A 25,305-nucleotide genomic window follows, 5' to 3' on the forward strand; every position below is an offset into this window, starting at 1 on the left:
TTACGACCGTAGTCGAAAGAACCGTAGTCGCCGAATTTCAGACCCGCGAAGGCCAGACGGGTAAAGTTGTTGCTGCGATTGCTTTCGGTGGTGTTAGCATTGACCTGATATTCCCACTGACCATAACCGGTGAGCATATCGTTGATCTGAGTTTCGCCTTTGAAACCACCACGGAAATAAGTCTGATCACCATCGTTGCTTGGGGTGTCAGAAAAATAACGCAGGGCGTTTACTTTTCCGTAGAGGTCTAACTTGTTGCCGTCTTTATTATAAACTTCAGCAGCGTGAGTAGCGCCTGCAGCTAACAGAGCAGGAATTACAAGGGCCAATACTTTTCTGTTCATTGAAATAATCCTTTAGTTTTTTTATTTACCTGCGACGACCCATGTAGGGTGTTAACGCATGCTAAAGGAGAAATTCCGTAAAGAGATAAATATCAATTGTTACGTCTTAAGTAAAATCTTAAACAAATAATTCCACGGAAATGATGATAATTTCGGTGAATGAATTAATGATCAAATATATAAAATAAATATTATACAAGTTAATTTTGTTGGGATATTCTGCGCGGGTTATATGCCTTTATTGTCACGTTTTATTTTTCGTTGGAGAGTTGTCCCAGAATTGATTAGCCAGCGAATAAATTGACAAGCCCGAACATCTGTTCGGGCTTTTTTTATTCCAGATTAATACTTAACTGAACGTATTAATCGGTACTGCTTTTTTCGGCTTTTCCCGCCAACTGCGCCAGGAAGTCATAGCGTTTTTGCAAATCTGCGGTCGCATCCTTCCACAACTGCTCTGCCACCTCCGGCTGCTGTGCATTCAGGCGGCGGAAGCGCTGTTCGTTCATCAAAGTCTCAGCCAGCGCATCTGACGGCGGGCGAGAGTCCAGTGCCAGCGGCAGTTTACCTTCGTCAGCGCGACGCGGATCAAAGCGATACAGCGGCCAGAATCCGGTGGCCGTGAGCTGGCGCATCTGATCGTGACTCAGGGCGAGATCGTAGCCGTGTTCTTCACACGGGCTGTAGGCAATAATCAGCGACGGACCTGGGTAAGATTCTGCTTCCTGAATCGCTTTCACCGTCTGGTTTAACTGCGCTCCCAGCGAGATCTGTGCGACGTAAACATGACCGTACATCATCATACTGACGCCCAGATCTTTACGTGCTTTACGCTTACCGTGTTCGCCAAATTTGGTGACCGCGCCAAGCGGTGTCGCTTTCGAGGCTTGCCCGCCGGTGTTGGAATAACACTGGGTATCCAGCACCAGGATGTTAACGTTCTCGGTCAGGCTCAGGACATGGTCCAACCCGCCAAAGCCAATATCGTAGGCCCAACCGTCACCGCCAATCAGCCAGATTGATTTCTCAACCAGTGCATCGGCATCGGTTAACAGTTGCTGTGCGCCATCAACGCCTTGCAGATGTTGGCGCAGTGCGGCGACCTGCTCGCGACGAACTTCCGGCGTGGCTTCTGCGTGCAAGGCATCATTCAGCTCAGCCGGGATCTTATCGGCAAACTGTTCCAGCAAGCGCATGACGCGAACGCGGTGTTGGTCCACCGTCAGGCGGAAGCCCAGACCAAACTCGGCGTTATCTTCAAACAGAGAGTTTGCCCAGGCTGGCCCACGGCCGTTTGCATCGGTGGTATACGGTGTGGAGGGCAGGTTTCCGCCATAAATCGATGAACACCCGGTTGCGTTGGCGATCAGCATGCGGTCACCGTACAGTTGGGTAAGCAGTTTGATATACGGCGTTTCGCCACAGCCTGAGCAAGCACCGGAATATTCAAACAGCGGGGTGATCAGCTGTGAGGTGCGAATATCAATGCGTTCCAGTTTGCTGCGGTCGATCTCTGGCAGGTTGAGGAAGAAATCATAGTTCACTTTTTCTTCTTCGACATGCTCCAGGCGGGACATCATATTGATGGCCTTGATCTCTGGATTCTGACGATCTTTCGCCGGGCAGACTTCCACGCACAGATTACAGCCGGTGCAATCTTCAGGCGCGACCTGTAGAACATATTTCTGACCGCGCATATCGCGGGATTTCACATCCAGTGAATGCAAACTAGCCGGGGCGTCTGCCATTGCTTCCGGGGAAACCACTTTGGCACGAATTGCCGAGTGCGGGCAGGCGGCAACGCAGTGGTTGCACTGTGTACACAGTTCTTCTTTCCAGATAGGGATTTCTTCGGCGATATTGCGTTTTTCCCAGCGTGTGGTTCCCATGGGCCAGGTGCCGTCTGGCGGCAGTGCGGAGACGGGCAGTGCGTCACCCAGACCCGCGAGCATCGCCGCCGTCACGGTTTTCACAAAATCAGGCGCGGCATCGGAGACCACTGGCGGTCGGTTGGCACTGTGCGGATCAACCGGCTGAAGAGCCACTTCGGCGACCGACTCACGTGCCAGCGCCAGCGCCTGCCAGTTACGTTCAACCAGATCCTGACCTTTGTTGCTGTAGCTTTTTGCAATTGCGCCCTGCAGTTCCGCCAGTGCGCTATCACCGGGTAAAATTTGGGTCAGATGGAAAAACGCCATTTGCATTACGGTGTTAATACGTGCTGCCAGGCCGCATTCACGGGCGATTTTGGCCGCGTTAATCACGTAAAAACGGGCCTTCTTCTGGTTCAGAACTGCCTGAACTTCTTGCGGCAGACGTGACCACACCTCATCCACGCTGTACGGCGTATTGAGCAGGAAGATACCGCCTGGCTTCAGGCGTTCTGCCATTTGATATTTATCGATAAACTGCAGCTGATGGCAGCCAACAAAATCCGCCTGCGACACCAGATACGCCGAACGGATCGGTTTTTCGCTGACGCGCAGATGGGACACCGTCAGGCCGCCGGCTTTTTTCGAGTCATAGACGAAATAGCCCTGCGCATACCACGGCGTCGAGTTACCAATAATCTTGATATTGTTTTTGGTCGCTGACACGCTGCCGTCGCTGCCTAATCCGTAAAACAGGGCTTCGAGCTTTGCGGTGGAGGGCAGGGTGTTTTCTGGCAGGGGGAGTGACAGATTGGTGACATCATCATAGATGCCGACGGTAAAGCGCGATTTTGGTTTGGCATGGCTTAACTCATTAAACACCGCCATCACGCAGTCCGGGCCAAACTCTTTCGAGGAAAGGCCATAGCGCCCGCCAATTACACGCGGTAGCGTTTCACGCTCGCCACAGTTAAAGGCTTCGGCCAGCGCGGTCATGACATCCAGATACAACGGCTCAGCCTGTGCCCCGGGTTCTTTGGTGCGATCCAGAACGGCGATGCTGCGTGCGGTTTCCGGCAAGGCCTGCAGTAAATGTCGGGCTGAGAACGGACGGAACAGACGGACTTTCAGTACGCCGACTTTTTCGCCACGGGTAAGCAACTCATCCACGACTTCTTCGCAGGTGCCGATGGCGGAGCCCATCAGAATGATGACGCGCTCTGCCTGCGGATGTCCATAGTATTCAAACGGCTGGTACTGGCGACCCGTTGCGGTGGCGAAATCGTTCATCGCCTGTTCGACATGCTCGTAAACCGCGTTGTACCACGGGTTTGTCGCTTCGCGTGACTGGAAATAGGTATCCGGGTTAGCCGAGGTGCCGCGAATCACCGGATGCTCCGGATTCAGCGCGCGAGAACGATGGGCGTCGATCTCCGCCTGCGGCATCAGTCCAAGAATGGTGTCATCGGCCAGCGGTACGATTTTATTGATTTCATGTGAGGTGCGGAAACCATCAAAGAAATGAATAAACGGGACGCGGCTTTTCAGCGTGGCGATATGCGAAATCAGGGCAAAATCCTGCGCTTCCTGAACGCTGCTAGCGCACAACATTGCACAGCCGGTCTGGCGAACGGCCATCACGTCGGAATGGTCGCCAAAAATCGACAGCGCATGGGTGGCAATCGTACGTGCCGCAACATGCAATACAAACGGCGTCAGTTGACCGGCCAGTTTGTACAGCGTCGGGATCATCAGCAATAAACCTTGCGATGAGGTAAAAGATGTAGACAGCGCCCCGGTTTGTAACGCGCCGTGGACGGTCGCAATGGCACCGCCTTCCGACTGCATCTCCACAACGCGAGGTATATCGCCCCAGACGTTTTTTAGCCCGTTCCCGGCCCAGGCATCGGCCTGCTCCGCCATCGTCGAACTCGGCGTAATCGGGTAGATGGCGATAACCTCGCTGGTACGAAATGCAACCGAAGCAACCGCACCATTACCGTCAATTGTTTGCATACTGACACCCTTACATTGCGCAAAAAGAGGGACCCGCAAAACGACGACGAGTCCTGTAGTTATCTTTCTATTTTAGCAAAAGCCATCTGGACACATTTTCGCATTTGTGTCCCTGTAATAAACAGAATGAATGGTTTGATCAAAGGAGCCGTCAAAAAATTGCCAGAAAATGTAAACAGGGCGCATAAATGCGCACTTTACCTCTCGACGACAGTGTTTCTGCTGCCTATTATTTAGGGCTGTGTCGTTGGGTTATTTTTTAGAGGGGAGTGAGATGCGCGCAGCGTTTTGGGTAGGGTGTGCCGCGTTATTATTATCGGCTTGCAGCAGTGAACCTGTTCAGCAGGCAACGGCCGCTCACGTCGCGCCGGGCATGAAGGCTGCAATGTCGGGTTCTGGTGAGGCAAACTGCGCTATGATTGGCGGTTCGTTGTCGATTGCACGTCAACTGGATGGTTCCGCCATCGGGATGTGTGCTTTACCTAACGGCAAACGCTGCAGTGAACAGTCGCTTGCCGCCGGGAGTTGCGGGAACTATTAAGTCTCCGCGTTAATTACATTAAGTCTGCCAGTTTATACGTCAGTGTTTGCTCTGCCGTCGCCAGTGTTAACTGGTTAGCCGTCAAATCGACCTGTGCGCCTTGCTTAAACACGTCGCTGATAACGCCATCAAGTGCGTTCAGCTGTGGGTCGGCGCACATCATGCGGGTCATCGCCAGGTCTTTCACCTTCAATTCGCCGTCAGACAGCTTGCCCTGGCCCGTGAATTGATTGCACATTTTTCCCGACACCGTCATATTTTCACCAAAACTCAATTCGGGTTGATTTTTCGCAACGGTGACCGGTTTGCCGTTCACGCTCTCCAGAACGAAACGGTGGTGTTGTAACTGTTCGCGATTAACGGAAACTTTTCCATTGCTCACACAGCCAGCCATAAGCATGCTGAGCGCAATCAACGTGACAATTTTCTTCATTGAATTTCTCTACGTTAGTGACGGGAATACAATCAATATAATAATGATACTGTCGGATTTATCATCAGGGGTTATCTGAAAATGCTCCCCCGAATGCAGGGGAGCGGCATTTTCAGAAGAGGGCGTTCGGGCAGGTTTCGCCTTTGGAAATCTGGGCCAAATTCTGCAAGGTTGTTTCCGAAATGCTGGTTAACGCTTCGGCCGTTAAAAATGCCTGGTGCCCGGTGAACAACACGTTATGACAGGCAGACAAGCGACGGAATACGTCATCCTGAATAACATCATTGGACTTATCTTCAAAGAACAGGTCGCGTTCATTTTCATACACGTCCATACCCAAAGAACCAATTTTCTGGTTTTTCAGGGCATCAATGGCAGCCTGTGAGTCGATAAGGGCTCCGCGACTGGTGTTAACGATCATTACGCCGCTTTTCATTTGCGCGAAGGCTTCTTCATTGAGCAGATGATAGTTTTCCGGCGTTAACGGACAGTGCAGGGAAATGACGTCTGACTCCGCAAACAGCGTGTTGAGATCGACATACTCAACGCCTAATTCAAGAGCCGCAGCGCTTGGATAGGGATCAAACGCCAGCAAACGCATACCAAAGCCTTTCAGGAACCGCAGCGCGGCAATACCAATTTTACCGGTACCGATCACCCCGGCGGTTTTACCGTACATGGTAAAACCAGTCAGGCCTTCCAGAGAAAAGTTGGCGTCACGAGTGCGTTGGTACGCGCGGTGGATACGACGGTTCAGCGTCATCATCATACCAATCGCATGCTCGGCGACCGCTTCCGGCGAATAGGCCGGAACGCGCACAACCTGCAAGCCTAGCTCTTTGGCGGCGTCCAGATCGACGTTATTGAATCCGGCGCAGCGCAGGGCGATGTACTTCACCCCGTGCTTTTTCAGTTCTTCCAGAACCGGGCGGCTGCCATCGTCGTTGACGAAGATGCACACGGCTTCGCAGCCATGGGCTGTTTTGGCCGTTTTCTCGGTCAGCAGAAAGTCAAAGAATTCAAGTTCAAAACCAAAAGCCTCGTTAACCTGTTGCAGGTACTTCTTGTCGTACTGTTTTGTACTATAGATGGCGAGTTTCATAAGACTTTCTCCAGTGATTCTGAAATCACATTAATCCAATTCAAATTATTTTACAAAATCCAAAAAACAATTGATAGTCATAGATATAATGAATAATTCTAGAGCATCTCTTCTTAATGTGGGCACATTGCTGGATTTAAACCACGCTGCCCATCATACGTGCTTTGGTACGGTACGCACTAGAACAGACTGGTGGCTTCCTGTCGTTAAGTACGGCTACTTTTGGTTGCACATCTACTCACAAAACTCGTCCTTTCCGTTCAAACCTGCTTTAACGTTATCTTCATTAAAATAGATTGTTTTAATAATCTATTTTCAATTTAAAGATGCTTGCACCGTAGAATTGAGAGGTAAGACATGAGCAAGCCGGGTGAATATGAAGACTGGAATTCATCCGTAACCTTACCAACTGAGCGTGGGCAATGTCAGGCGTTTGAAGAAGGGACCAAGAGAGGGACTTTCCACGATGACTTCCAGGTACATGAAGGGGATGTGGTTGCAACTGAGCACTGGGGATCGAGCGGATTTCCGAACACTGACCTGAGTACAAAGTGAAACGTTATGGTAAGGAGAAAATCATCTGCGTGGATCTCTTAGCCAACACTTGTCTTGAGGTAACGGCCCGCATTGGTATGGTTCAGGACTAAGCTTATGACACATAACAGCCATCTATTATTGCTTTTCGGCAGGCTAAGTGTGGTACATTTCCGGCACTCAAACGCCCCCGCTCACTTTAAGAAGTATGCAGAACAGACTTAAATTATTTAGCTGGCTTTTAATTGTTATCTCGTCACTCAGCGGTTGCGGAACGCTCTCGCAAATGTCATCCCCGGCAGGTACTCAGGAACTCCTTACTCATCAATCGCTTGACGGCGACGTTGATAGCGTGGTGCGTCACTATATGGCGAAAAAATCTGTCCCTGGGATGATGGTCGCAGTGATCCATAACCATGGTTCGCCCCAGTTTTACAACTGGGGCGTAACTGATGCGGTTCATCGCTACCCGGTCAAGCCTGATACTCTGTTTGCCCTCGGCTCGCTCAGCAAAGGAATTACGGCGGAAGTGGTGGCTTGTCTGGTGAATGAAGGACGACTGCGTTGGGACGATAACTTGGCGACATTGCTTGCACCGGGAACGCCGCTTAGCGCGGATGCACAAAAAATTACCCTACTGGAACTGGTGACTCACACCTCCGGCCTACCGCGTCAGAATATGGATATTCCGATGCTGGGAAAATTCATTAGTTACTTAGGCAGCGGTGAGAATTTTTATGGTGAACTGGATAGCGATAATGTGCTGCATTATCTAACCAACTGGCGGGCGCCACAGCATAAAACGCCGGAATATTCCAATATCGGCTACGCCCTGATCGGCTATATCCTGATACATAAAACTGGCGAAGATATACAAAGCTTAGCCTCGCACTATATATTTCGACCGTTGCAAATGGCTAATAGCAGTTTTACTCCGCTGAAGTTAAAAGGATATCCGCAGCGTGCGCTTGGCCACGCGGGTGACCAACCCAAATTCATTCCGCGCGGACAGCTTACCCCGGACTGGCATTTTTCCAACAACATGGTGGCGGCGGCGAGTTTATACAGTAACGCCGAAGATCTTGCCACTTATGCCCGCTATCATGTGTCGACGACCAACAACCACTTACTGGATAGCGTGTTTGACGAAGTCAGTAATACCGATATTCAACGCACTGACGGTGTACAGGGTATTGCATGGACCACCGACTTTATCGAACGGGAAAAAATCACCTATCAGGTGGGGTATATCGGGGGTTACTCCAGCTTTATCGGTTTTGATAAAGAAAAGGGCAATGCGGTAGTGGTACTGCAGAATACATTTAACTGGAGCAATTATATTGGCATCGCGTTATTAATGGATATGGCGAAAAATGACAACGGTATCCCCGGAAACCATTTTGCAAAAAATTAACACTTTGAAAAAGTTAAACCGCATGTTGCTTATAATTCCTTTAGACAATCCTCTCAGGAGATTATGATAAAAATATACAGCCACATAGGGAATGGACATGACATTGTTTGAGGAATGTAAGGAGTTGCTCAAGGCCGATTTTGATGTTGTCGAAAGGGATGACCTGAGCATGGTAATGGATATTTTTCATAGGAATCTCCCAGGTTCAGATTACGAGAAAATTCTACTTATGAACACACTGGTTTTTCGGGGGGATTACCGGGGCCTAAGTACCCCCACCGCCGAGTCCAATAAACTGTGTGGTGTTGTCGTGCCGTAACAGCATCCGACACGTCGATCTCCTCCACGTTCGTTAAGCCTGTAACGCGGATAAAAAGCCAGGCGAATTACCTTCAGGCAGCTACGCTTATACAGGTATCACATATCGGGAGGGGTCATGTTAACTCACTCTGAAGCAAAACGCTGGGCCACCTTAATGCTGAAGGCTGCATTATGTGATGGTATGAAACCTGAAGAAATTTCCCGGCAGGTGCATCTTGTCTGCGATCATCATGGCAAGGCGTGCCTCGAAGAGCTCATAGAGGAAATTCTGATAGAAGCAGGTCGTATCGGACCTAAACATAGCGATGGACAACTGCGCCATCACTGAGTTTGAACGCTTCCGCGTCCCCGTTAATATGATGTCTTAAGAGCAGACAGAACAACGGGGAATCGCGCGATGCACTGCAGATGACTCAACTCAATTCCCTGATTTTTTATATTTCCGCTGGCACGCGTAACAACGTACCGTTGTTTTGAGGCAATTTTACTCATCCCAGTGTTGGATCAGCGTCGCCCCAATCCCCGCAATCTGCCTGTTTCGCTCCTCCAGTGTTGCCTGGCTTTCGGTGACGTAAATCACCACGATACGGGAAGGCTTACCGTCCGGCCCTAACGCCGCGACGATCCCGCGAGAACCGCGTGCCCCGGCACCTGTTTTATCTGCTATAAACCAGCCAGCCGGAAGTACCGAGCGCAACAGTGGCCCCGCGACTTTATCCGTCACCATCCAGTGGGTGAGTTGCTGCTGTGATGTCGTCCTCAAGATTTTTCCGGTGAGCAGTTGGCGCAACGTTTGCGCCATATTTTCAGGTGTCGTCGTATCGCGTTTATCGCCGGGTAGCGCTTCGTTCAATTCGGGTTCCCAGCGGTCGAGTCGGGTCACCCGATCGCCGGTTGTGCGCAGAAACGCGGTTAATCCTTGCGGACCGCCGATGGCCGTAAGCAGTAGATTCGCCGCGGTGTTATCGCTCATGGTGATGGCGGCATCGCATAATTCGCCGACGGTCATGCCATCGGTCAGGTGTTTTTCTGTAACCGGCGAGTATTCGACCAGATCACGCCGGCTGAACGGGATGCGACGATCCAGCCGCTCTTTTCCTGCGTCAACGCGTGCGAGCACCGCGCCGCAGAGTAAAACCTTAAATGTACTCATCATCGGAAAACGCTCTTGCAGGCGATAGCTTTCCAGAATCTCACCGCTGATAAGATCCAGCTCTGCATAGCCGACACGTGCGGTGAGCTGGCTTTCTGCTTCTTTGACTTTATTCAGCGTTGTCGGGTGGGCAAACGCGGGCAGACAAAATGCGGTAAGTAATGGGGTAAGGGCCAGACGAAAGTGGGGCATAGTTATATTCTTCCTTGGTATCTCTCTGATTAAAGATAACTTATTTAAATTATTCACAACCTATAAATATTACATATATTTCAATGGCATCTATTCTTAAGGTGGGCATGTTTAGCTAAACATGCCACAATAGACGCCGAAACCGGCTTAAATTTTCGCTAAATCAGGATATTAACTACCCATGAAGGGTAAATATAAAGCCGTATTGGCTCTACTCTTATTATTGACCCTTGTGCCGCTGACGTTGCTGATGACGTTGGGCCTGTGGGTTCCTACGCTGGCGGGTATCTGGTTGCCCGTCGGTACGCGCATTGCGCTGGACGAGAGTCCACGGCTTACCCGACATGGGCTGCATATTCCCGAACTCCGCTATTTGGTGGATGATTGTCCACTCGCGCGTATCACCGAGGCGGATTTATCCCACCCCAGCCGCTGGTTGCTGAACGTCGGCAGTATTGAACTGGATTCCGCTTGCCTGGCTAAACTGCCGCAGACGGAGCCATCGCCCGCCGCGCCGAAAACGCTGGCAGAATGGCAATCCATGCTGCCCAACACCTGGATTAACATCGATAAACTTATTCTTTCTCCGTGGCAGGAGTGGCAGGGCAAACTGTCACTTTCGCTGACGCCTACCATACAGCAAGTCAGTTATCAGGGCGAAAAGGTTAAATTTCAGGGACGTCTGCACGGACAAAATCTGACGGTCAACGAACTGTCTGTGGCGGCTTTTGAAGAGCAACCACCGGTGAAGCTGGTCGGGGAGTTTACGATGCCGCTGGTGCCCGACGGACTGCCGGTGGGCGGTCACGCGGTTGCCACCCTAAGCCTGCCGCAGGAGCCAACGCTTGTGGATGCAGAGCTGGAATGGCGAGAAAACAGCGGACAGCTGATCGTGATGGCGCGGGACAATGCAGATCCGTTGCTGGATCTGCCGTGGGAAATCACCCGCCAGCGGCTGACGGTGAGCGACGGGCGCTGGAACTGGCCCTATCAGGGCTTCCCGTTAAGCGGTCGTTTAGGCTTAAACGTCGAAAACTGGCAGGCCGGTGTGGAAAACGCGGTAGTCAGCGGGCGTTTGAACATTCTGACGCAGGGTGATGCAGGCAAGGGTAACGCGGTGTTAACCTTTGGTCCCGGCACGCTTGGCATGGACAACAGCGACATGCCGTTACAGCTAACCGGCGAGGCGAAGCAGGGTGATCTGATCTTTTATGCGATGTTACCCGCGACGCTCAGCGGCAGTCTGAGCGATCCGCAGCTGGCTTTTGAACCCGGCGCCCTGTTACGTTCTCGTGGCCGGATTATCGACTCGCTGGATATAGACGAAATTCGCTGGCCGTTGGCCGGTGTCAAGGTGACCCAACGCGGGGTGGATGGGCGGTTACAGGCTATTTTACGCGCCCATGAAAACCAGATGGGCGGTTTTGAGCTGCATCTTGATGGTCTGGCTAATGATTTCCTGCCTGACGCCGGTCGCTGGCAGTGGCGGTACTGGGGAGAGGGCAGTTTTACCCCGATGCACGCTCGCTGGGACGTGGCAGGCAAGGGGGAATGGCACGACAACACCGTCAAACTGTTTGACCTTTCTACCGGATTTGACCATCTGCAATACGGCACCATGCTGGTGGAAAATCCGCGTCTGGTGATGGATGAGCCGATCGTCTGGGTGCGAGACCCGACCCAGCCCACGTTTAGCGGGGCGCTGTCGCTGGACGCCGGGAAAACCACCTTCTCCGGTGGCAGTACTCTGCCGCCTTCAACCCTGAAGTTCAGCGTAGAAGGGAGCGACCCGACGATATTCCAGTTCAAAGGCCAACTGCATGCTGGCGCCATTGGCCCGGTCCAGTTGAACGGTCGCTGGGACGGGATCCGCTTGCGTGGTCAGGCCTGGTGGCCAAAACAGTCGCTCACTGTATTTCAGCCGCTGGTGCCACCGGACTGGAAGATGAACCTGCGCGAAGGCGAACTGTATGCTCAGGTTGCCTTCTCCGCCGCCGCAGAACAAGGCTTTGAGGCAGGCGGTCATGGCGTATTAAAAGGCGGTAGCGCCTGGATGCCCGACAACCAGATTAATGGCGTCGATTTTGTGCTGCCGTTTCGTTTTAGCGAAGGAGCATGGCAACTGGGCACGCGCGGGCCGATTTCATTGCGTATTGCAGAGGTGGTGAACCAGGTCACGGTGAAAAATATCACCGCGGATCTGCAAGGCGGCTATCCCTGGAGCGAAGATAATCCCTTACTGTTGAGCGATGTTAGCGCCGATTTGCTGGGCGGCAAGGTAGTGATGCAGCAACTGCGTATGCCGCAACACGATCCGGCATTAGTGCGGGTGCAGAATATCTCGTCCAGCGAGTTGATTAGCGCGGTTAATCCCAAACAGTTTGCCATGTCCGGCCCGGTCAGCGGCGCATTGCCGCTCTGGTTAAACAATGAAAAATGGATTATCAAAGACGGCTGGTTGACCAACCCTGGGCCGATGACGTTGCGCATCGATAAAGACACGGCGGATGCGGTGGTCAAAGACAATATGGCGGCCGGTGCGGCGATAAACTGGCTGCGTTATATGGAAATCACCCATTCCTGGACGAAAATAAATCTTGATAACCTTGGCGTATTAACCATGCAGGCAGCCGTCACCGGCAATAGCCGGGTAGATGGCAAAGTCGGGACGGTGAATTTGAATTACACCCATGAAGAAAACGTCTTTACGTTATGGCGCAGTTTGCGTTTTGGCGACAATTTACAGGCATGGCTTGAGCAAAATGCAGCGCTGCCAGAAACCCATTGCCTGGAAAGCAAGGAATGTGAGGAACAACAATGAAAACTATTGCGGCCATGCTGGGACTGCTGGCGTCATCTTTGCTGGTAGGTTGCACCCCGCGTATTGAAGTCGCGGCGCCGAAAGAGCCCATCACCATCAATATGAACGTCAAAATCGAGCATGAGATCCATATTAAAGTCGATAAAGACGTCGAGAGCCTGTTGAAATCACGCAGTGATTTATTCTGAGGTGACGATGAAAAAAACGCTTAAAGTGACCCTGTTGCTCCTGAGTTTACTGAGCGCCAATGCGTTTGCGCTGACCCTGAATGAAGCCAGAACCCAGGGGCGGGTGGGTGAAACGCTCAATGGCTACCTTGTGGCATTGCAAACCGATGCTGAGACCCAGACGCTGGTGAGTGAGATAAACAAGGCGCGTAGCGCCAGCTACCAGCAACTGGCTGAGAGTAACAATATTCCTGTTGATGAAGTGGCAAAAATGGCCGGACAAAAACTGGTGGCGCGCGCTAAACCGGGGGAGTACGTCCAGGGCATTAACGGGAAGTGGTTGAAAAAGTAATCAACATATGTTTATTAAATCTCATTTTGAAATAATGGCAAGTATCAGGCAGGTAATGGTTAATTAATCCACTATAATTGCATCAATAAATTATCAAGGAGTGATGATGACGCTTTATCAGATAAAGCCTGCTTTCCAGGCGCTTTTACGCCCGCTCATGTTCTGGTTAGATAAAAAAAGCGTCACCGCCAATCACGTCACACTGGCCGCGATGGCGCTTTCTTTTATCACTGGTGCTGTGCTGTTTATCTTCCCTGAACCTAAACTTTTCATTCTTTTACCCATCGTTTTATTTATACGCATGGCGCTCAATGCGCTGGACGGCATGCTGGCGCGTGAATGTAACCAACAATCCCGCTTGGGCGCTATTCTCAATGAAACCGGGGATATTCTCTCCGATCTCGCGTTGTATCTGCCGTTTATGCTGCTTTCCGGCAGTAATGCGCTGCTGGTACTGGTTATGCTGTTTTGTGCTCTGATGACGGAATTCTGCGGTGTGCTGGCGCAAACCATCAATGGCGTGCGCAGCTATGCCGGACCGTTCGGCAAAAGCGACAGGACACTGGTGTTCGGTACATGGGGGCTGGTGCTGGCGCTGTGGCCGCAGGTGGCGCAGTGGAATAACGTTATTTGGGGCATTGCCACGCTATTGCTGCTGTGGACTATCGTTAACCGCTGTAAGAGCGCATTACGTGACGAGGGGGCGAAATGATGCTGCTGGAAAAATCGCTGGCGGTGATTTTTGCCCTGCTGGTGATAGCGACACTGGCAAACGGTCTGCTGGTGTGGCGTCGGCCGGGTAAAGACTGGCGTGAGTTGACGCTGCGTATTCGCACCTGGTGGGTGATCATTGTATTGTTTTCACTGGCTATCTTAAGCCCGCCCTGGCTGGCGTTGACCTTCTTCGCGCTGGTGAGCTTTATGGCGTTAAAAGAGTTTTTAACGCTGGCCCCATCGCGCCAGACCGACCGTATGCCGCTGTTGTGGATGTTTATTGCGATCCCCATTAACTACTGGCTGATTGGTATCAACTGGTACGGCATGTTCGTGGTGTTTATTCCGGTGTATGCGTTCTTATTCTTGCCGGTGCGCATGGTGATTGCTGGCGATACGCAGGGATTTTTACGCTACGCCTCCCAGCATCACTGGAGCTTGATGACCACCGTGTTTGCGTTCAGCCACGTGGCGTTTTTGCTGGTGCTCCCTGATGACGGCAAGCAGACCGGGGCACTGCTGGTGCTGTTCCTCGTCGGCTTAACGGAATTCAACGATATTGCCCAGTACCTGTGGGGAAAATCAATGGGCCGTATCAAGGTGATCCCCAAGGTAAGCCCCAATAAGACCCTGGCGGGACTGGTTGGCGGCGTGGTAACCACCACGCTTGCGGCGGCGGTGCTGGGCCCGCTCATGACACCGTTAAGCATACCGATGGCGATGCTGGCAGGGCTTATTATCGGCATCAGCGGCTTCTGTGGCGATGTGGTGATGTCGGCCATTAAGCGCGATATTGGCGTGAAAGACAGCGGTACACTGCTGCCAGGTCACGGCGGTATTCTCGACCGGCTGGACTCGCTGATCTTCACCGCCCCGGTATTTTTCCACTTCATTCGCTATTTTTACTATTAACGTATGATCAACACATTGCTACGAACGCTGTTTACGCTGTGCATCGTCTGGCCGGTAATTTGGCTGTGGCTTGGGCTGCGCGTCAGGCACCGGGATCGCTTGCCGCAGCAGGGGCCGGCGATTGTGGTCGCGAATCACAACAGTCATATGGATGTTTTTGCGCTGCTGTCGCTGTTTGCGCTGCGCCGTCAGGGGGCCATCCATCCGGTGGCCGCCGCTGACTATTTTCTGCGTAATAAATGGATGGCCTGGTTTGCGCTTAATATTCTCAACATTATTCCGATTACGCGTAAGGGCGGCGAAGCTGACCCGCTCGCACAGTGTGAACAGGCCTTACGCGACGGCAAGATCTTGATCCTTTTCCCTGAAGGTACCCGCGGCGAACCGGGAATACTGGCACCACTGAAATCCGGCATCTGGCACCTCAGTCAGCGTATGCCGTCGGTACCGATTATTCCCGTCTGGCTGCGCGGAACGGAACACGTGATGGCGAAGGGGAATCGTATTCCTCTGCCGCTGTTTATTGACGTCAACATTGGCAAACCGTTGGTCGCGCAGAGCGATAAGCGCGTTTTTATGGACGATCTCAGACAGCAGCTGGTGCTGCTACAGCAACAAACTACAGGACCGCACCCTCATGACTAACATTCGAGTGCCCGATGAACGTCCATTTTTGACCAGCGACAACACCGCGCTGTTTTTCCGCCACTGGCCGGCATTAGCAGCAGGTCCTGCGCCAAAAGTGATTGTCCTGTTTCATCGCGGACACGAACACTCCGGGCGTTTGCAACACATTGTCGATGAGCTTGCGATGCCGGACACCGCGTTCTATGCCTGGGATGCGCGCGGTCACGGGCAGTCGCCAGGACCGCGCGGATATAGCCCGTCGCTTGCACGTTCGGTGCAGGATGTCGACGAGTTCGTGCGCTTTGCCGCTGCTGACAGCCAGGCTGCAATGGAAGATGTGGTGGTGGTGGCGCAAAGCGTGGGTGCGGTGCTGGCAGCGACCTGGGCTCATGATTATGCGCCTTCCATTCGTGGGCTGGTGCTGGCGTCCCCGGCGTTCAAAGTCAAACTGTACGTACCGTTTGCCCGTCCGGGGCTGGCCTTAATGCATCGCCTGCGCGGCCTGTTTTTCGTCAACTCCTACGTCAAGGGCAAATACCTGACGCACGATCCTGAGCGCGTGGCGAGTTTCAACCAGGATAAACAGATCACCCGGGCGATTGCGGTGAACATCCTGCTCGATCTCTATAAAACGGCGGAGCGTATTGTCAGCGATGCCAGCGCCATTACTCTGCCTGTACAGCTGTTGGTTTCCGGGGATGATTTTGTGGTCCATCGCCAGCCGCAAATTGATTTTTACCAACGCCTCAGAAGCCCACTCAAGGAACTGCACGTGTTGCCGGGCTTTTATCACGACACACTGGGTGAAAAAGACCGGCATCTGGCGTTCGACAAAATGCGTGATTTTATCGGCACGCTGTACGCGATGCCGCCGCAGCGCTTTGACTACCGTAATGAAGACCGCTGGAGCCCCGGAGCAGATAGCTGGCGGCTGCTTAGTGGCGGACCTGCGCCGTATTCGCTTGACGATATTGCCTATCGTGGCCTGCGCTATGGGATGAAATTACTCGGGACGCAATCAACGGGCGTGCGTCTGGGGTTTGAGACCGGTTTTGATTCGGGTAGTACGTTGGATTATGTCTATCGCAACCAGCCTCAGGGCAGCAGCGCGCTGGGTCGGCTGATTGACAAAAACTACCTGAACAGCGTGGGCTGGAAGGGGATCCGCCAGCGCAAGGTTCATTTGCAGATGCTGATCCGCCAGGCGGTGGCGCAACTGGCAGAGCAAGGAACCGCAGTGCATGTAGTGGATATCGCGGCCGGACACGGGCGCTATGTGCTTGACGCACTGGAAGGCGAAGCGGCGGTCAACTCGATTTTGCTGCGCGATTACAGCGAACTGAATGTTAAGAAAGGCAGTGAGATGATCGCCAGCCGCGGTATGGCTGAAATTGCCCGCTTCGAGCAGGGCGATGCCTTCAACCGCGAACAGCTGGCGTCGCTGGAACCGCGTCCCACATTAGGTATTGTTTCTGGGTTATATGAACTCTTCCCTGAAAATACGCTGGTACGTAATTCGCTCGCCGGGCTGGCTGACGCGATTGCCCCTGGAGGCGTGCTGATCTACACCGGGCAGCCCTGGCATCCGCAGTTAAAAACCATCGCCTGGTCGTTGACCAGCCACAAAGACGGCAAAGCCTGGGTGATGCGCGTGCGTACGCAAGGGGAAATGGATGCGCTGGTGCGTGAAGCCGGGTTTGATAAGTGCACGCAGCTGATTGATGAGTGGGGGATTTTCACTGTCTCGCTGGCGGTGCGCCGTGGGGGCTGAACGCCGTAAGGTGATGGTACAGGCGGTGGGCTGGCTAATGCTGCTGGCGCCTTTTTTCTTTCTTACCTATGGCAAGGTCAATCAGTTTACTGCCTGGCAGGACACGCAGCATGACAATGTGGGCAGCATCGTGTTTGGCTGGGAGTCCGCCATTCCCTTTCTTCCGTGGACTATTCTGCCGTACTGGAGTCTGGATCTGTTTTACGGATTGTCACTGTTTGTCTGCACCACGCGCGTTGAACAGCGGCGGCTGGTGCTGCGTCTGTTCCTGGCGTCGGTGATTGCCTGCGTCGGTTTTTTGCTGTTTCCACTCCAGTTTAGCTTTACGCGCCCGGAGGTCAGCGGCGCGGCAGGCTGGCTGTTTGCTCAGCTTGAACAGTTCGACTTGCCGTATAACCAGTCCCCGTCGCTGCATATTATTCTCTGCTGGCTGCTGTGGCGGCATTTCAGTCATCACCTCAGTGGGGGTTGGCGCAGGTTATGTGACGGTTGGTTCTTGCTGATCGCCGTGTCGGTACTCACCACCTGGCAGCATCATTTTATCGATATCATTACCGGGCTGGCGGCAGGTATGTTGATTGACTGGATGGTGCCGGAAAAACGTTGCTGGCGCTGGCGCAAACCGGATGCGGCGCGCTTAAGGATGATGCGTCGTTATTTGTCGGGTGCCGCGTTATGCACTATTGCCAGTGTATGGCTAACGCCCTGGCTGCTGTGGCCTGCTGTATCGTTGCTGATGGTGAGCTATGGCTACGGCGGATTCGGCGCGGCGACCACGGGCAAAGATGAACAAGGGCGACTGCCGCCTGCCGTGTACGGGCTGACGCTGCCCTGGCGAGTAGGGATGTGGCTGTCGATGCGCGGATTTACCCGCCGTCTGCCACCGCTGAGCAACATTACCGCTGGCGTCTATCTCGGTAGTTTTCCACGCCGCATACCTGAACAAAACGCGGTACTTGACCTGACCTTTGAATTTGCGCGCGGGCATGCTACTTCTATGCGCGCCTACGCTTGCGTCCCGATGCTGGATCTGGTGATCCCGAGCGACGCCGAGTTACAACAGGCGGTAGACCGGCTGGAAACGCTACATAAAGAGCAGGGGACCGTACTGGTACACTGCGCGCTGGGGCTGTCGCGCAGTGCGATGGTGGTTGCGGCGTGGTTGTTGCAATGCGGCCATGCGGCAACCGTTGAGCAGGCGGTGGCGTATATTCGCGAACGTCGGGCGCAGGTGGTGCTGACGGATAAACATCTGGAGAGGCTGCAGCAATGGCAACAGAAAGTGACGGTGTAACGAATAATGAGGCGCTGCACCGCGATTTGCTACGACACACGCTGGAAAGCTGGCGTTTCATCCTGCTTTTTAGCGTCCCACCCATGGTGTGGGCGATCGTTGTCGCACCGTCGGGGGGGCTACGTGCGGTTATCGCGCTGTTGTGCGCCATTGTCTGGTTTGGCTGCTGGCGCCTGTGGCTTGATGCCCGCTACTTTTCGCTGCTCAATGTGCAAAACAACGTGCAGGCCGGAGAGACACTCTATGCCATCTGGCAGCGCGACAAGCTGAGGACGCTGAGCCTTACCGAGCGCCAGGCGGGGGCATTGGCGCAGTTTCGGCGTACGCTTTATTGGGTTGCTGCGCTGTGGGCGGCTTGGTTGATCATGCTGGTGTAGCGTTTTCGGCAGCGCAATAGTTGCCACACTACACGGTGTTGATGCTGATATATTCCCTCTCCTGCGTCTCCTGGAGTGAAATCATGTGGCTTCTCAAGTGGTATGTCTGGAATCGTTGGCTGTTCAAACTGTTAAGCCGGGATGTTGCGGAGCCTGAACAATTTTTGTGCCATTGCTGGGAAGAGAATCTGGCGAAATGCCGGGAGTATTCGATAATCTGGCGTGATATCAATCGTATTCACGGCAAGCAGATGCGGATGCGGGCAAAGAAGTAAAATTGGTGTGGGTTAAAAACCCTCCCACCGGATGGTGAGAGGGTGAATTATCAGGCAGCGACGACGCTATCGATGGCGGCTTTGGCGTCAGACTGTGCTTTGGTCGCCACTTCCGGACCGTACGCGATACCTTCTGCGAACACGAAGTTCACATCGGTGATGCCGATAAAGCCCAGGAAGGTCGACAGATATGGGGTAACCAGGTCAGTCGGCGTATCTTTATGGATACCGCCACGGCTGGTGACAATAACTGCACGTTTACCGGTCACCAGACCTTCCGGCCCTTTCTCGGTGTAACGGAAGGTTACGCCAGCACGCGCAATCAGGTCGAAATAGTTTTTCAACTGCGTCGGGATGTTGAAGTTATACATCGGCGCGGCGATCACAATCACGTCATGGGCTTTCAGCTCAGCAATCAGCTCATCAGACAGCGCCAGTGCTTCCTGTTGACGCGGCGTCAGCGGCGTATCGCTCGGGCGCATTGCACCTACCAGTTCGCCGTCCAGTACCGGAACAGGATTTGCCGCCAGGTCACGGATGGTGATGTCGTCAGCAGAGTGCTTTTCACGCCACTGTTCAACAAAATAATCAGACAACTGACCAGACTGAGAGTACCCTGCCAGAATACTGGATTTAAGAACTAATACCTTGCTCATGGGTGTTTCCTTTTATGTGTTTGAAGGGGATGTGCCCCGTTGCTTGTTGACACTTTATTCACAATCCTGCCGCAGTGATAGCGCAATATATCGAATCCTATGTTCGAAATTATTGAACAACACATGAAAAGCGCCGATGTGGTACTCTATACCTATCATCTTAAAGAGATTTAACCCGGCAGAGCACTGCCCTCTAACGCTATGACAGAACAACAAAAAATAACCTTCAACATGCTACAGCAGCAGCTGGAATCACTGATGCTGCGCGACAAACAGCGTTTCTCCCGCCGCCTGCACGGCGTGAAGAAGGTTAAAAATCCTGATGCACAACAGGCCATTTACCAGGAGATGGCAAAAGAGATTGAACAGGCTGCCGGTAAAGTTGTGCTGCGTGAAGCGGCACGACCGGACATTATCTACCCGGAAAACCTGCCTGTTAGCCAGAAAAAACAAGACATCCTGGACGCGGTTCGCGACCATCAGGTGGTGATTGTTGCCGGGGAAACCGGCTCCGGTAAAACCACCCAGTTACCGAAAATCTGTATGGAGCTGGGGCGTGGGGTGAAGGGGCTTATCGGCCATACCCAGCCGCGTCGACTGGCGGCGCGTACCGTAGCTAACCGTATCGCCGAAGAGCTGCAAACTGAGCCGGGCGGCTGCATCGGGTATAAAGTGCGTTTCAGCGACCATGTTAGCGATAACACCATGGTTAAGCTGATGACGGACGGTATCCTGCTGGCGGAGATCCAGCAGGATCGCATGCTGATGCAGTACGACACCATCATCATCGATGAAGCCCACGAGCGCAGCCTGAACATCGATTTTCTGCTCGGCTATCTGAAAGAGCTGCTGCCGCGTCGCCCGGATCTGAAAGTCATTATCACCTCGGCGACCATCGACCCTGAGCGTTTTTCAAAGCATTTCAATAACGCGCCAATTATCGAAGTCTCCGGTCGAACGTACCCGGTGGAAGTGCGCTACCGTCCGATTGTTGAAGATGCGGACGACACCGAGCGCGATCAGCTGCAGGCGATTTTTGACGCGGTGGATGAACTGGGACGTGAAAGCCAGGGGGATATTCTGATCTTCATGAGTGGCGAGCGTGAGATCCGCGACACCGCCGATGCGCTGAATAAGCTGGATTTACGCCACACCGAAGTGTTGCCGTTGTATGCGCGACTCTCCAACAGCGAGCAGAACCGCGTGTTCCAGTCGCACAGCGGACGCCGTATTGTGCTGGCGACCAACGTGGCGGAAACCTCACTGACCGTGCCGGGGATCAAATACGTCATTGACCCGGGTACCGCGCGTATCAGCCGCTATAGCTTCCGCACCAAAGTTCAGCGCTTGCCCATTGAACCGGTATCGCAGGCCTCCGCCAACCAGCGTAAAGGCCGCTGCGGACGCGTATCGGAAGGGATCTGTATTCGTCTGTATTCCGAAGACGACTTCCTGTCGCGCCCGGAATTTACCGATCCGGAAATTTTGCGTACCAACCTGGCCTCCGTCATTTTGCAAATGACCGCGCTGGGGCTGGGCGATATCGCCGCGTTCCCGTTCGTGGAAGCGCCGGATAAACGCAATATTCAGGACGGTGTGCGCCTGCTGGAAGAGCTGGGCGCAATCACCACTGATGAACAGCAAACCGCATATAAACTCACGCCGTTGGGCCGCCAGCTCAGTCAGTTGCCGGTGGACCCGCGTCTGGCGCGGATGGTGCTGGAAGCGCAGAAGCATGGCTGCGTGCGTGAGGCGATGATTATTACCTCGGCGCTGTCCATTCAGGATCCGCGTGAGCGTCCGATGGACAAACAGCAGGCGTCTGACGAAAAACACCGTCGATTCCACGACAAAGAGTCCGACTTCCTCGCCTTTGTGAACTTGTGGAACTACCTTGGCGAGCAGCAAAAAGCGCTGTCGTCGAATCAGTTCCGCCGCCAGTGCAAGCTTGATTTCCTCAACTATCTGCGCGTGCGTGAATGGCAGGATGTTTACACCCAGCTACGTCAGGTGGTGAAAGAGTTAGGGATCCCGGTTAACAGCGAGCCTGCTGAGTATCGGGAGATCCACGTCGCGCTGCTGACCGGTTTACTGTCGCATATCGGGATGAAAGATGCCGATAAGCAGGAATTTACCGGCGCGCGTAACGCTCGTTTTTCGATCTTCCCCGGCTCCGGTTTGTTCAAAAAACCGCCGAAGTGGACGATGGTGGCAGAACTGGTGGAAACCAGCCGACTGTGGGGACGTATTGCCGCGCGTATTGACCCTGAGTGGGTGGAGCCGGTTGCCCAGCATTTGATCAAACGCTCGTACAGTGAACCGCACTGGGAGCGCGCGCAGGGTGCGGTGATGGCGACAGAAAAAGTCACCGTCTACGGGCTGCCGATTGTCGCGGCGCGTAAGGTCAACTACAGCCTGATAGACTCTGCGCTGTCACGCGAACTGTTTATCCGTCACGCGCTGGTGGAAGGCGACTGGCAGACCCGGCATGCGTTTTTCCGCGACAACCTGAAGCTGCGGGCGGAAGTGGAAGAGTTAGAACACAAATCACGCCGCCGCGATATCCTGGTCGATGATGAAACGCTGTTTGAATTTTACGACCAGCGCATCAGCCATGATGTGGTTTCTGCCCGCCATTTTGATAGCTGGTGGAAAAAGGTCAGCCGTGAAACGCCGGACCTGCTCAACTTTGAAAAGAGCATGCTCATCAAAGAGGGCGCGGAAAAAATCAGCAAGCTGGATTACCCGAACTTCTGGCATCAGGGCAATCTCAAGCTACGACTGAGCTATCAGTTTGAACCCGGCGCTGACGCCGACGGTGTCACCGTACATATTCCGCTGCCGCTGTTAAACCAGGTCGAAGAGTCCGGGTTTGAATGGCAAATTCCGGGGCTGCGTCGTGAACTGGTGATCGCCTTGATTAAATCGCTGCCGAAGCCGGTGCGACGCAACTTTGTGCCAGCGCCAAACTATGCGGAAGCGTTTTTAGGCCGCGTAACGCCGCTGGAACTGCCGTTGCTGGACTCGCTGGAGCGCGAACTGCGCCGGATGACTGGCGTTACCGTTGACCGCGACGACTGGCACTGGGATCAGGTGCCCGATCACCTGAAAATCACCTTCAGGGTGGTGGATGATAAAAACAAGAAGCTGCAGGAAGGTCGTTCGCTGCAGGCGTTGAAAGAGACGCTGAAAGGAAAAGTGCAGGAAACGCTGTCGGCGGTGGCGGATGACGGCATCGAACAGAGCGGGCTGCACATCTGGAGCTTCGGCCAGTTGCCGGAAAGCTACGAGCAAAAACGCGGTAACTATAAAGTCAAAGCGTGGCCCGCGCTGGTGGATGAACGCGACAGCGTGGCTATCAAATTGTTTGATAATCCGCTGGAACAACAGCAGGCTATGTGGAGCGGGTTACGCCGTCTGCTACTGCTGAATATTCCGTCGCCCATCAAGTATCTGCACGAGAAGTTGCCGAATAAAGCCAAGCTGGGGTTGTACTTTAACCCGTACGGCAAAGTGCTGGATTTGATTGATGACTGTATCTCCTGTGGTGTGGATCGATTAATCGACGCCAACGGCGGCCCGGTGTGGACAGAAGAGGGCTTTGCGGCGCTGCACGAAAAAGTGCGCGCCGAACTGAACGACACCGTGGTGGAGATTGCCAAACAGGTCGAACAGATCCTGACGGCGGTGTTCAATATCAATAAACGCCTGAAAGGCCGCGTGGACATGACCATGGCGCTGGGGCTTTCGGATATCAAAGCGCAAATGGGCGGACTGGTCTACCGTGGATTCGTTACCGGCAACGGCTTCAAACGCTTGGGCGATACGCTGCGTTATTTGCAGGCTATCGAGAAACGTCTGGAGAAACTGGCCATCGATCCGCACCGCGATCGTGCGCAGATGCTGAAAGTGGACAGCGTGCAGCAGGCCTGGCAGCAGTGGTTCAATAAACTGCCGCCCGCGCGCCGCGAAGATGACGATGTCAAAGAGATCCGCTGGATGATAGAAGAACTGCGCGTCAGCTACTTTGCCCAGCAGCTTGGTACGCCGTATCCGATTTCGGATAAGCGTATCCTGCAGGCGATGGATCAGATTACGGGTTAACGCGTGGTGGGGCTGTAGGCCGGATAAGGCGACGCCGCCATCCGGCGAGATACGGTGCAGTGCCTGATGGCGCTGCACTTATCAGGCTTACTGAACCCGGTAAAGAATAAACACCAGGAGTCATGAACATGAGACAGTTTCCGCCACTTTCCGCCACCACCCTTACGGCGATTAACACCGTGGGGCAATGGCTGGCGCAGAATGATTTCGCCGAAAATATCACGGTTCAGGCTGATTGCGTGATTCTGGCCGGGAATGCGGTGATCCCGACCATCGACGCGGCGTGTCGGATTGCGAAAGAACAACAGATTCCCTTGCTGATTAGTGGCGGTATCGGTCATTCCACGACCTTTCTGTACGCCGCCATCGCGCAGCACCCACGCTATAACACCCTGCGTACCGCCGGACGCGCAGAAGCGGCGATCCTTGCCGATATCGCGCACCAGTTCTGGCACATTCCCGGTGAGACGATTTGGGTGGAGGACCAATCCACCAACTGTGGGGAGAATGCCCGCTTTAGCTGTGCGTTACTGCGTCAAGCAACCCAGACCATGGAAACCGTGATTGTGGTGCAGGACCCCACCATGCAGCGCCGCACCATGGCGACTTTTGAGCGCGTGACGCGTGACGATCCGCAGGCACCGCGCTGGCTCAGCTTCCCTGGTTTTGTCCCTGCGTTAACGCTACAGGGCGACGGCGTGGATTTCGCGCCAACCGCTGAAGGTCTGTGGTCGGTGGACCGCTACCTGTCTCTTATTACCGGTGAGCTTCCGCGTCTGCGTGATGATGAAACTGGCTATGGACCCCGTGGTCGCGATTTTATTACGCATGTGGATATTCCGCCGATCGTCGAACAAGCAGGGTTACATCTGCAACGCGATGCCGCGCTGATTGACTTCCTGAACAGCCGCTCTCTGTAATCTCTGCTGCCCGTTTGTCGCTTTTTTTGTGCAAACGGGCATTCATCCCGCCGGTTTTTTCTCGTCACCACGGCGTTGCTTGACGCTTTTATGAAGCGGCTCACAGAACCACCATCGCAGTGGCAATGTGTTATGCATGATTGATATTAATTAACAATAGTTTTACTTGTTAAAAACAAATCAATCACAGGAGCAACGCATGTCAGTACCCGTACAACATCCTATGTATATCGATGGGCAGTTTGTGACCTGGCACGATGACGCCTGGATTGATGTCGTCAATCCGGCGACGGAAGAGGTCATTTCCCGTATTCCTGATGGCCGTGCTGAGGATGCGCGCAAAGCGATTGACGCAGCGCATCGCGCCCAGCCTGAGTGGGAGGCGCTGCCCGCC

The 25,305-nt window shown here is 53.5% G+C and carries 22 protein-coding genes; 16 read left to right on the top strand and 6 right to left on the bottom strand.

Annotated features, from left to right (window positions below; all coding sequences use genetic code 11):
* Both FDW95_RS18130 and nifJ read right to left on the bottom strand, forming a co-directional pair.
* Positions 1 to 344 (bottom strand): porin (locus FDW95_RS18130; protein WP_170973024.1); only part of this gene is annotated, 344 nt, incomplete at its 3' end.
* A gap of 362 nt (positions 345 to 706) precedes the next feature.
* A complete protein-coding gene (gene nifJ / locus FDW95_RS18135; protein WP_115258360.1) occupies positions 707 to 4,231 on the bottom strand; it encodes a pyruvate:ferredoxin (flavodoxin) oxidoreductase in 3,525 nt (1,174 codons plus the stop codon).
* A gap of 274 nt (positions 4,232 to 4,505) precedes the next feature.
* Between nifJ and FDW95_RS18145 the strand changes: the two genes are divergently transcribed.
* A complete protein-coding gene (locus FDW95_RS18145) occupies positions 4,506 to 4,772 on the top strand; it encodes a DUF333 domain-containing protein (protein ID WP_096756923.1) in 267 nt (88 codons plus the stop codon).
* A gap of 13 nt (positions 4,773 to 4,785) precedes the next feature.
* Here the strand turns inward: FDW95_RS18145 and hslJ are convergent, their stop codons facing one another.
* Positions 4,786 to 5,205, bottom strand: a complete 420-nt coding sequence (gene hslJ / locus FDW95_RS18150; RefSeq protein WP_115258361.1) for a heat shock protein HslJ — start codon at positions 5,203 to 5,205, stop codon at positions 4,786 to 4,788.
* 112 nt (positions 5,206 to 5,317) lie between these two features.
* Positions 5,318 to 6,307, bottom strand: coding sequence for a 2-hydroxyacid dehydrogenase (locus FDW95_RS18155; RefSeq protein ID WP_137363573.1), 990 nt, complete (start codon positions 6,305 to 6,307; stop codon positions 5,318 to 5,320).
* A 742-nt stretch (positions 6,308 to 7,049) separates the two neighbouring features.
* Between FDW95_RS18155 and FDW95_RS18165 the strand changes: the two genes are divergently transcribed.
* Both FDW95_RS18165 and FDW95_RS18175 read left to right on the top strand, forming a co-directional pair.
* Positions 7,050 to 8,255 carry a serine hydrolase domain-containing protein gene (locus FDW95_RS18165; protein ID WP_115258362.1) on the top strand — a complete coding sequence of 402 codons (1,206 nt, stop codon included), beginning with the start codon at positions 7,050 to 7,052 and terminating at the stop codon, positions 8,253 to 8,255.
* Between the two features lie 436 nt (positions 8,256 to 8,691).
* Entirely contained in the window at positions 8,692 to 8,904 is a 213-nt protein-coding gene (locus FDW95_RS18175) for a hypothetical protein (protein WP_096756927.1), read from the top strand.
* A 156-nt stretch (positions 8,905 to 9,060) separates the two neighbouring features.
* On the opposite strand, the gene blaGIL is transcribed toward FDW95_RS18175, so the two are convergent.
* Positions 9,061 to 9,921 (bottom strand): GIL family class A beta-lactamase, encoded by an 861-nt coding sequence (blaGIL, locus tag FDW95_RS18180; protein WP_349290507.1) that lies wholly within the window; start codon positions 9,919 to 9,921, stop codon positions 9,061 to 9,063.
* 181 nt (positions 9,922 to 10,102) lie between these two features.
* On the opposite strand from blaGIL, the gene FDW95_RS18185 reads away from it, so the two are divergent.
* From FDW95_RS18185 to FDW95_RS18230, 10 genes are all read left to right on the top strand, one after another.
* A complete protein-coding gene (locus FDW95_RS18185; RefSeq protein WP_115258364.1) occupies positions 10,103 to 12,742 on the top strand; it encodes a YdbH family protein in 2,640 nt (879 codons plus the stop codon).
* Positions 12,739 to 12,930, top strand: coding sequence for a YnbE family lipoprotein (locus FDW95_RS18190; RefSeq protein ID WP_003020350.1), 192 nt, complete (start codon positions 12,739 to 12,741; stop codon positions 12,928 to 12,930). The genes FDW95_RS18185 and FDW95_RS18190 overlap by 4 nt, the downstream gene beginning before the upstream one ends.
* A gap of 7 nt (positions 12,931 to 12,937) precedes the next feature.
* On the top strand, positions 12,938 to 13,261 hold the full coding sequence (locus FDW95_RS18195) for a YdbL family protein (RefSeq protein WP_096756930.1): 324 nt from the start codon (positions 12,938 to 12,940) through the stop codon (positions 13,259 to 13,261).
* Between the two features lie 106 nt (positions 13,262 to 13,367).
* The gene (locus tag FDW95_RS18200) at positions 13,368 to 13,973 is read left to right on the top strand and encodes a CDP-alcohol phosphatidyltransferase family protein (RefSeq protein WP_115258365.1); all 606 of its coding nucleotides are present in this window, start codon (positions 13,368 to 13,370) and stop codon (positions 13,971 to 13,973) included.
* A complete protein-coding gene (locus FDW95_RS18205) occupies positions 13,970 to 14,887 on the top strand; it encodes a phosphatidate cytidylyltransferase (protein ID WP_115258366.1) in 918 nt (305 codons plus the stop codon). Before FDW95_RS18200 ends, FDW95_RS18205 begins: the two co-directional genes overlap by 4 nt.
* Before the next feature lie 3 nt (positions 14,888 to 14,890).
* A complete protein-coding gene (locus FDW95_RS18210) occupies positions 14,891 to 15,532 on the top strand; it encodes a lysophospholipid acyltransferase family protein (protein WP_115258367.1) in 642 nt (213 codons plus the stop codon).
* Positions 15,525 to 17,285: a bifunctional alpha/beta hydrolase/class I SAM-dependent methyltransferase gene (locus FDW95_RS18215; protein ID WP_115258368.1), complete on the top strand. Its 1,761-nt coding sequence runs from the start codon at positions 15,525 to 15,527 to the stop codon at positions 17,283 to 17,285. Before FDW95_RS18210 ends, FDW95_RS18215 begins: the two co-directional genes overlap by 8 nt.
* Positions 17,275 to 18,579 (top strand): phosphatase PAP2/dual specificity phosphatase family protein, encoded by a 1,305-nt coding sequence (locus tag FDW95_RS18220; RefSeq protein ID WP_115258369.1) that lies wholly within the window; start codon positions 17,275 to 17,277, stop codon positions 18,577 to 18,579. The genes FDW95_RS18215 and FDW95_RS18220 overlap by 11 nt, the downstream gene beginning before the upstream one ends.
* Positions 18,555 to 18,956, top strand: a complete 402-nt coding sequence (locus FDW95_RS18225) for a hypothetical protein (protein WP_137363574.1) — start codon at positions 18,555 to 18,557, stop codon at positions 18,954 to 18,956. Before FDW95_RS18220 ends, FDW95_RS18225 begins: the two co-directional genes overlap by 25 nt.
* A gap of 83 nt (positions 18,957 to 19,039) precedes the next feature.
* Positions 19,040 to 19,231, top strand: coding sequence for a hypothetical protein (locus tag FDW95_RS18230; protein WP_096756937.1), 192 nt, complete (start codon positions 19,040 to 19,042; stop codon positions 19,229 to 19,231).
* Positions 19,232 to 19,281: 50 nt separating this feature from the next.
* Here the strand turns inward: FDW95_RS18230 and azoR are convergent, their stop codons facing one another.
* Complete coding sequence (azoR, locus tag FDW95_RS18235) at positions 19,282 to 19,887, bottom strand: FMN-dependent NADH-azoreductase (protein ID WP_115258370.1); 606 nt, start codon at positions 19,885 to 19,887, stop codon at positions 19,282 to 19,284.
* A gap of 201 nt (positions 19,888 to 20,088) precedes the next feature.
* Between azoR and hrpA the strand changes: the two genes are divergently transcribed.
* From hrpA to FDW95_RS24005, 3 genes are all read left to right on the top strand, one after another.
* Complete coding sequence (gene hrpA / locus FDW95_RS18240) at positions 20,089 to 23,991, top strand: ATP-dependent RNA helicase HrpA (protein WP_115258371.1); 3,903 nt, start codon at positions 20,089 to 20,091, stop codon at positions 23,989 to 23,991.
* 122 nt (positions 23,992 to 24,113) lie between these two features.
* On the top strand, positions 24,114 to 24,911 hold the full coding sequence (locus FDW95_RS18245) for a YdcF family protein (protein ID WP_170973026.1): 798 nt from the start codon (positions 24,114 to 24,116) through the stop codon (positions 24,909 to 24,911).
* A 199-nt stretch (positions 24,912 to 25,110) separates the two neighbouring features.
* A partial coding sequence (locus FDW95_RS24005) for an aldehyde dehydrogenase family protein (protein ID WP_249359211.1) occupies positions 25,111 to 25,305 on the top strand: 195 nt, incomplete at its 3' end.

This window comes from Citrobacter sp. wls718 (assembly GCF_005280945.1).
In the GTDB taxonomy this organism is placed as follows: domain Bacteria; phylum Pseudomonadota; class Gammaproteobacteria; order Enterobacterales; family Enterobacteriaceae; genus Citrobacter; species Citrobacter gillenii.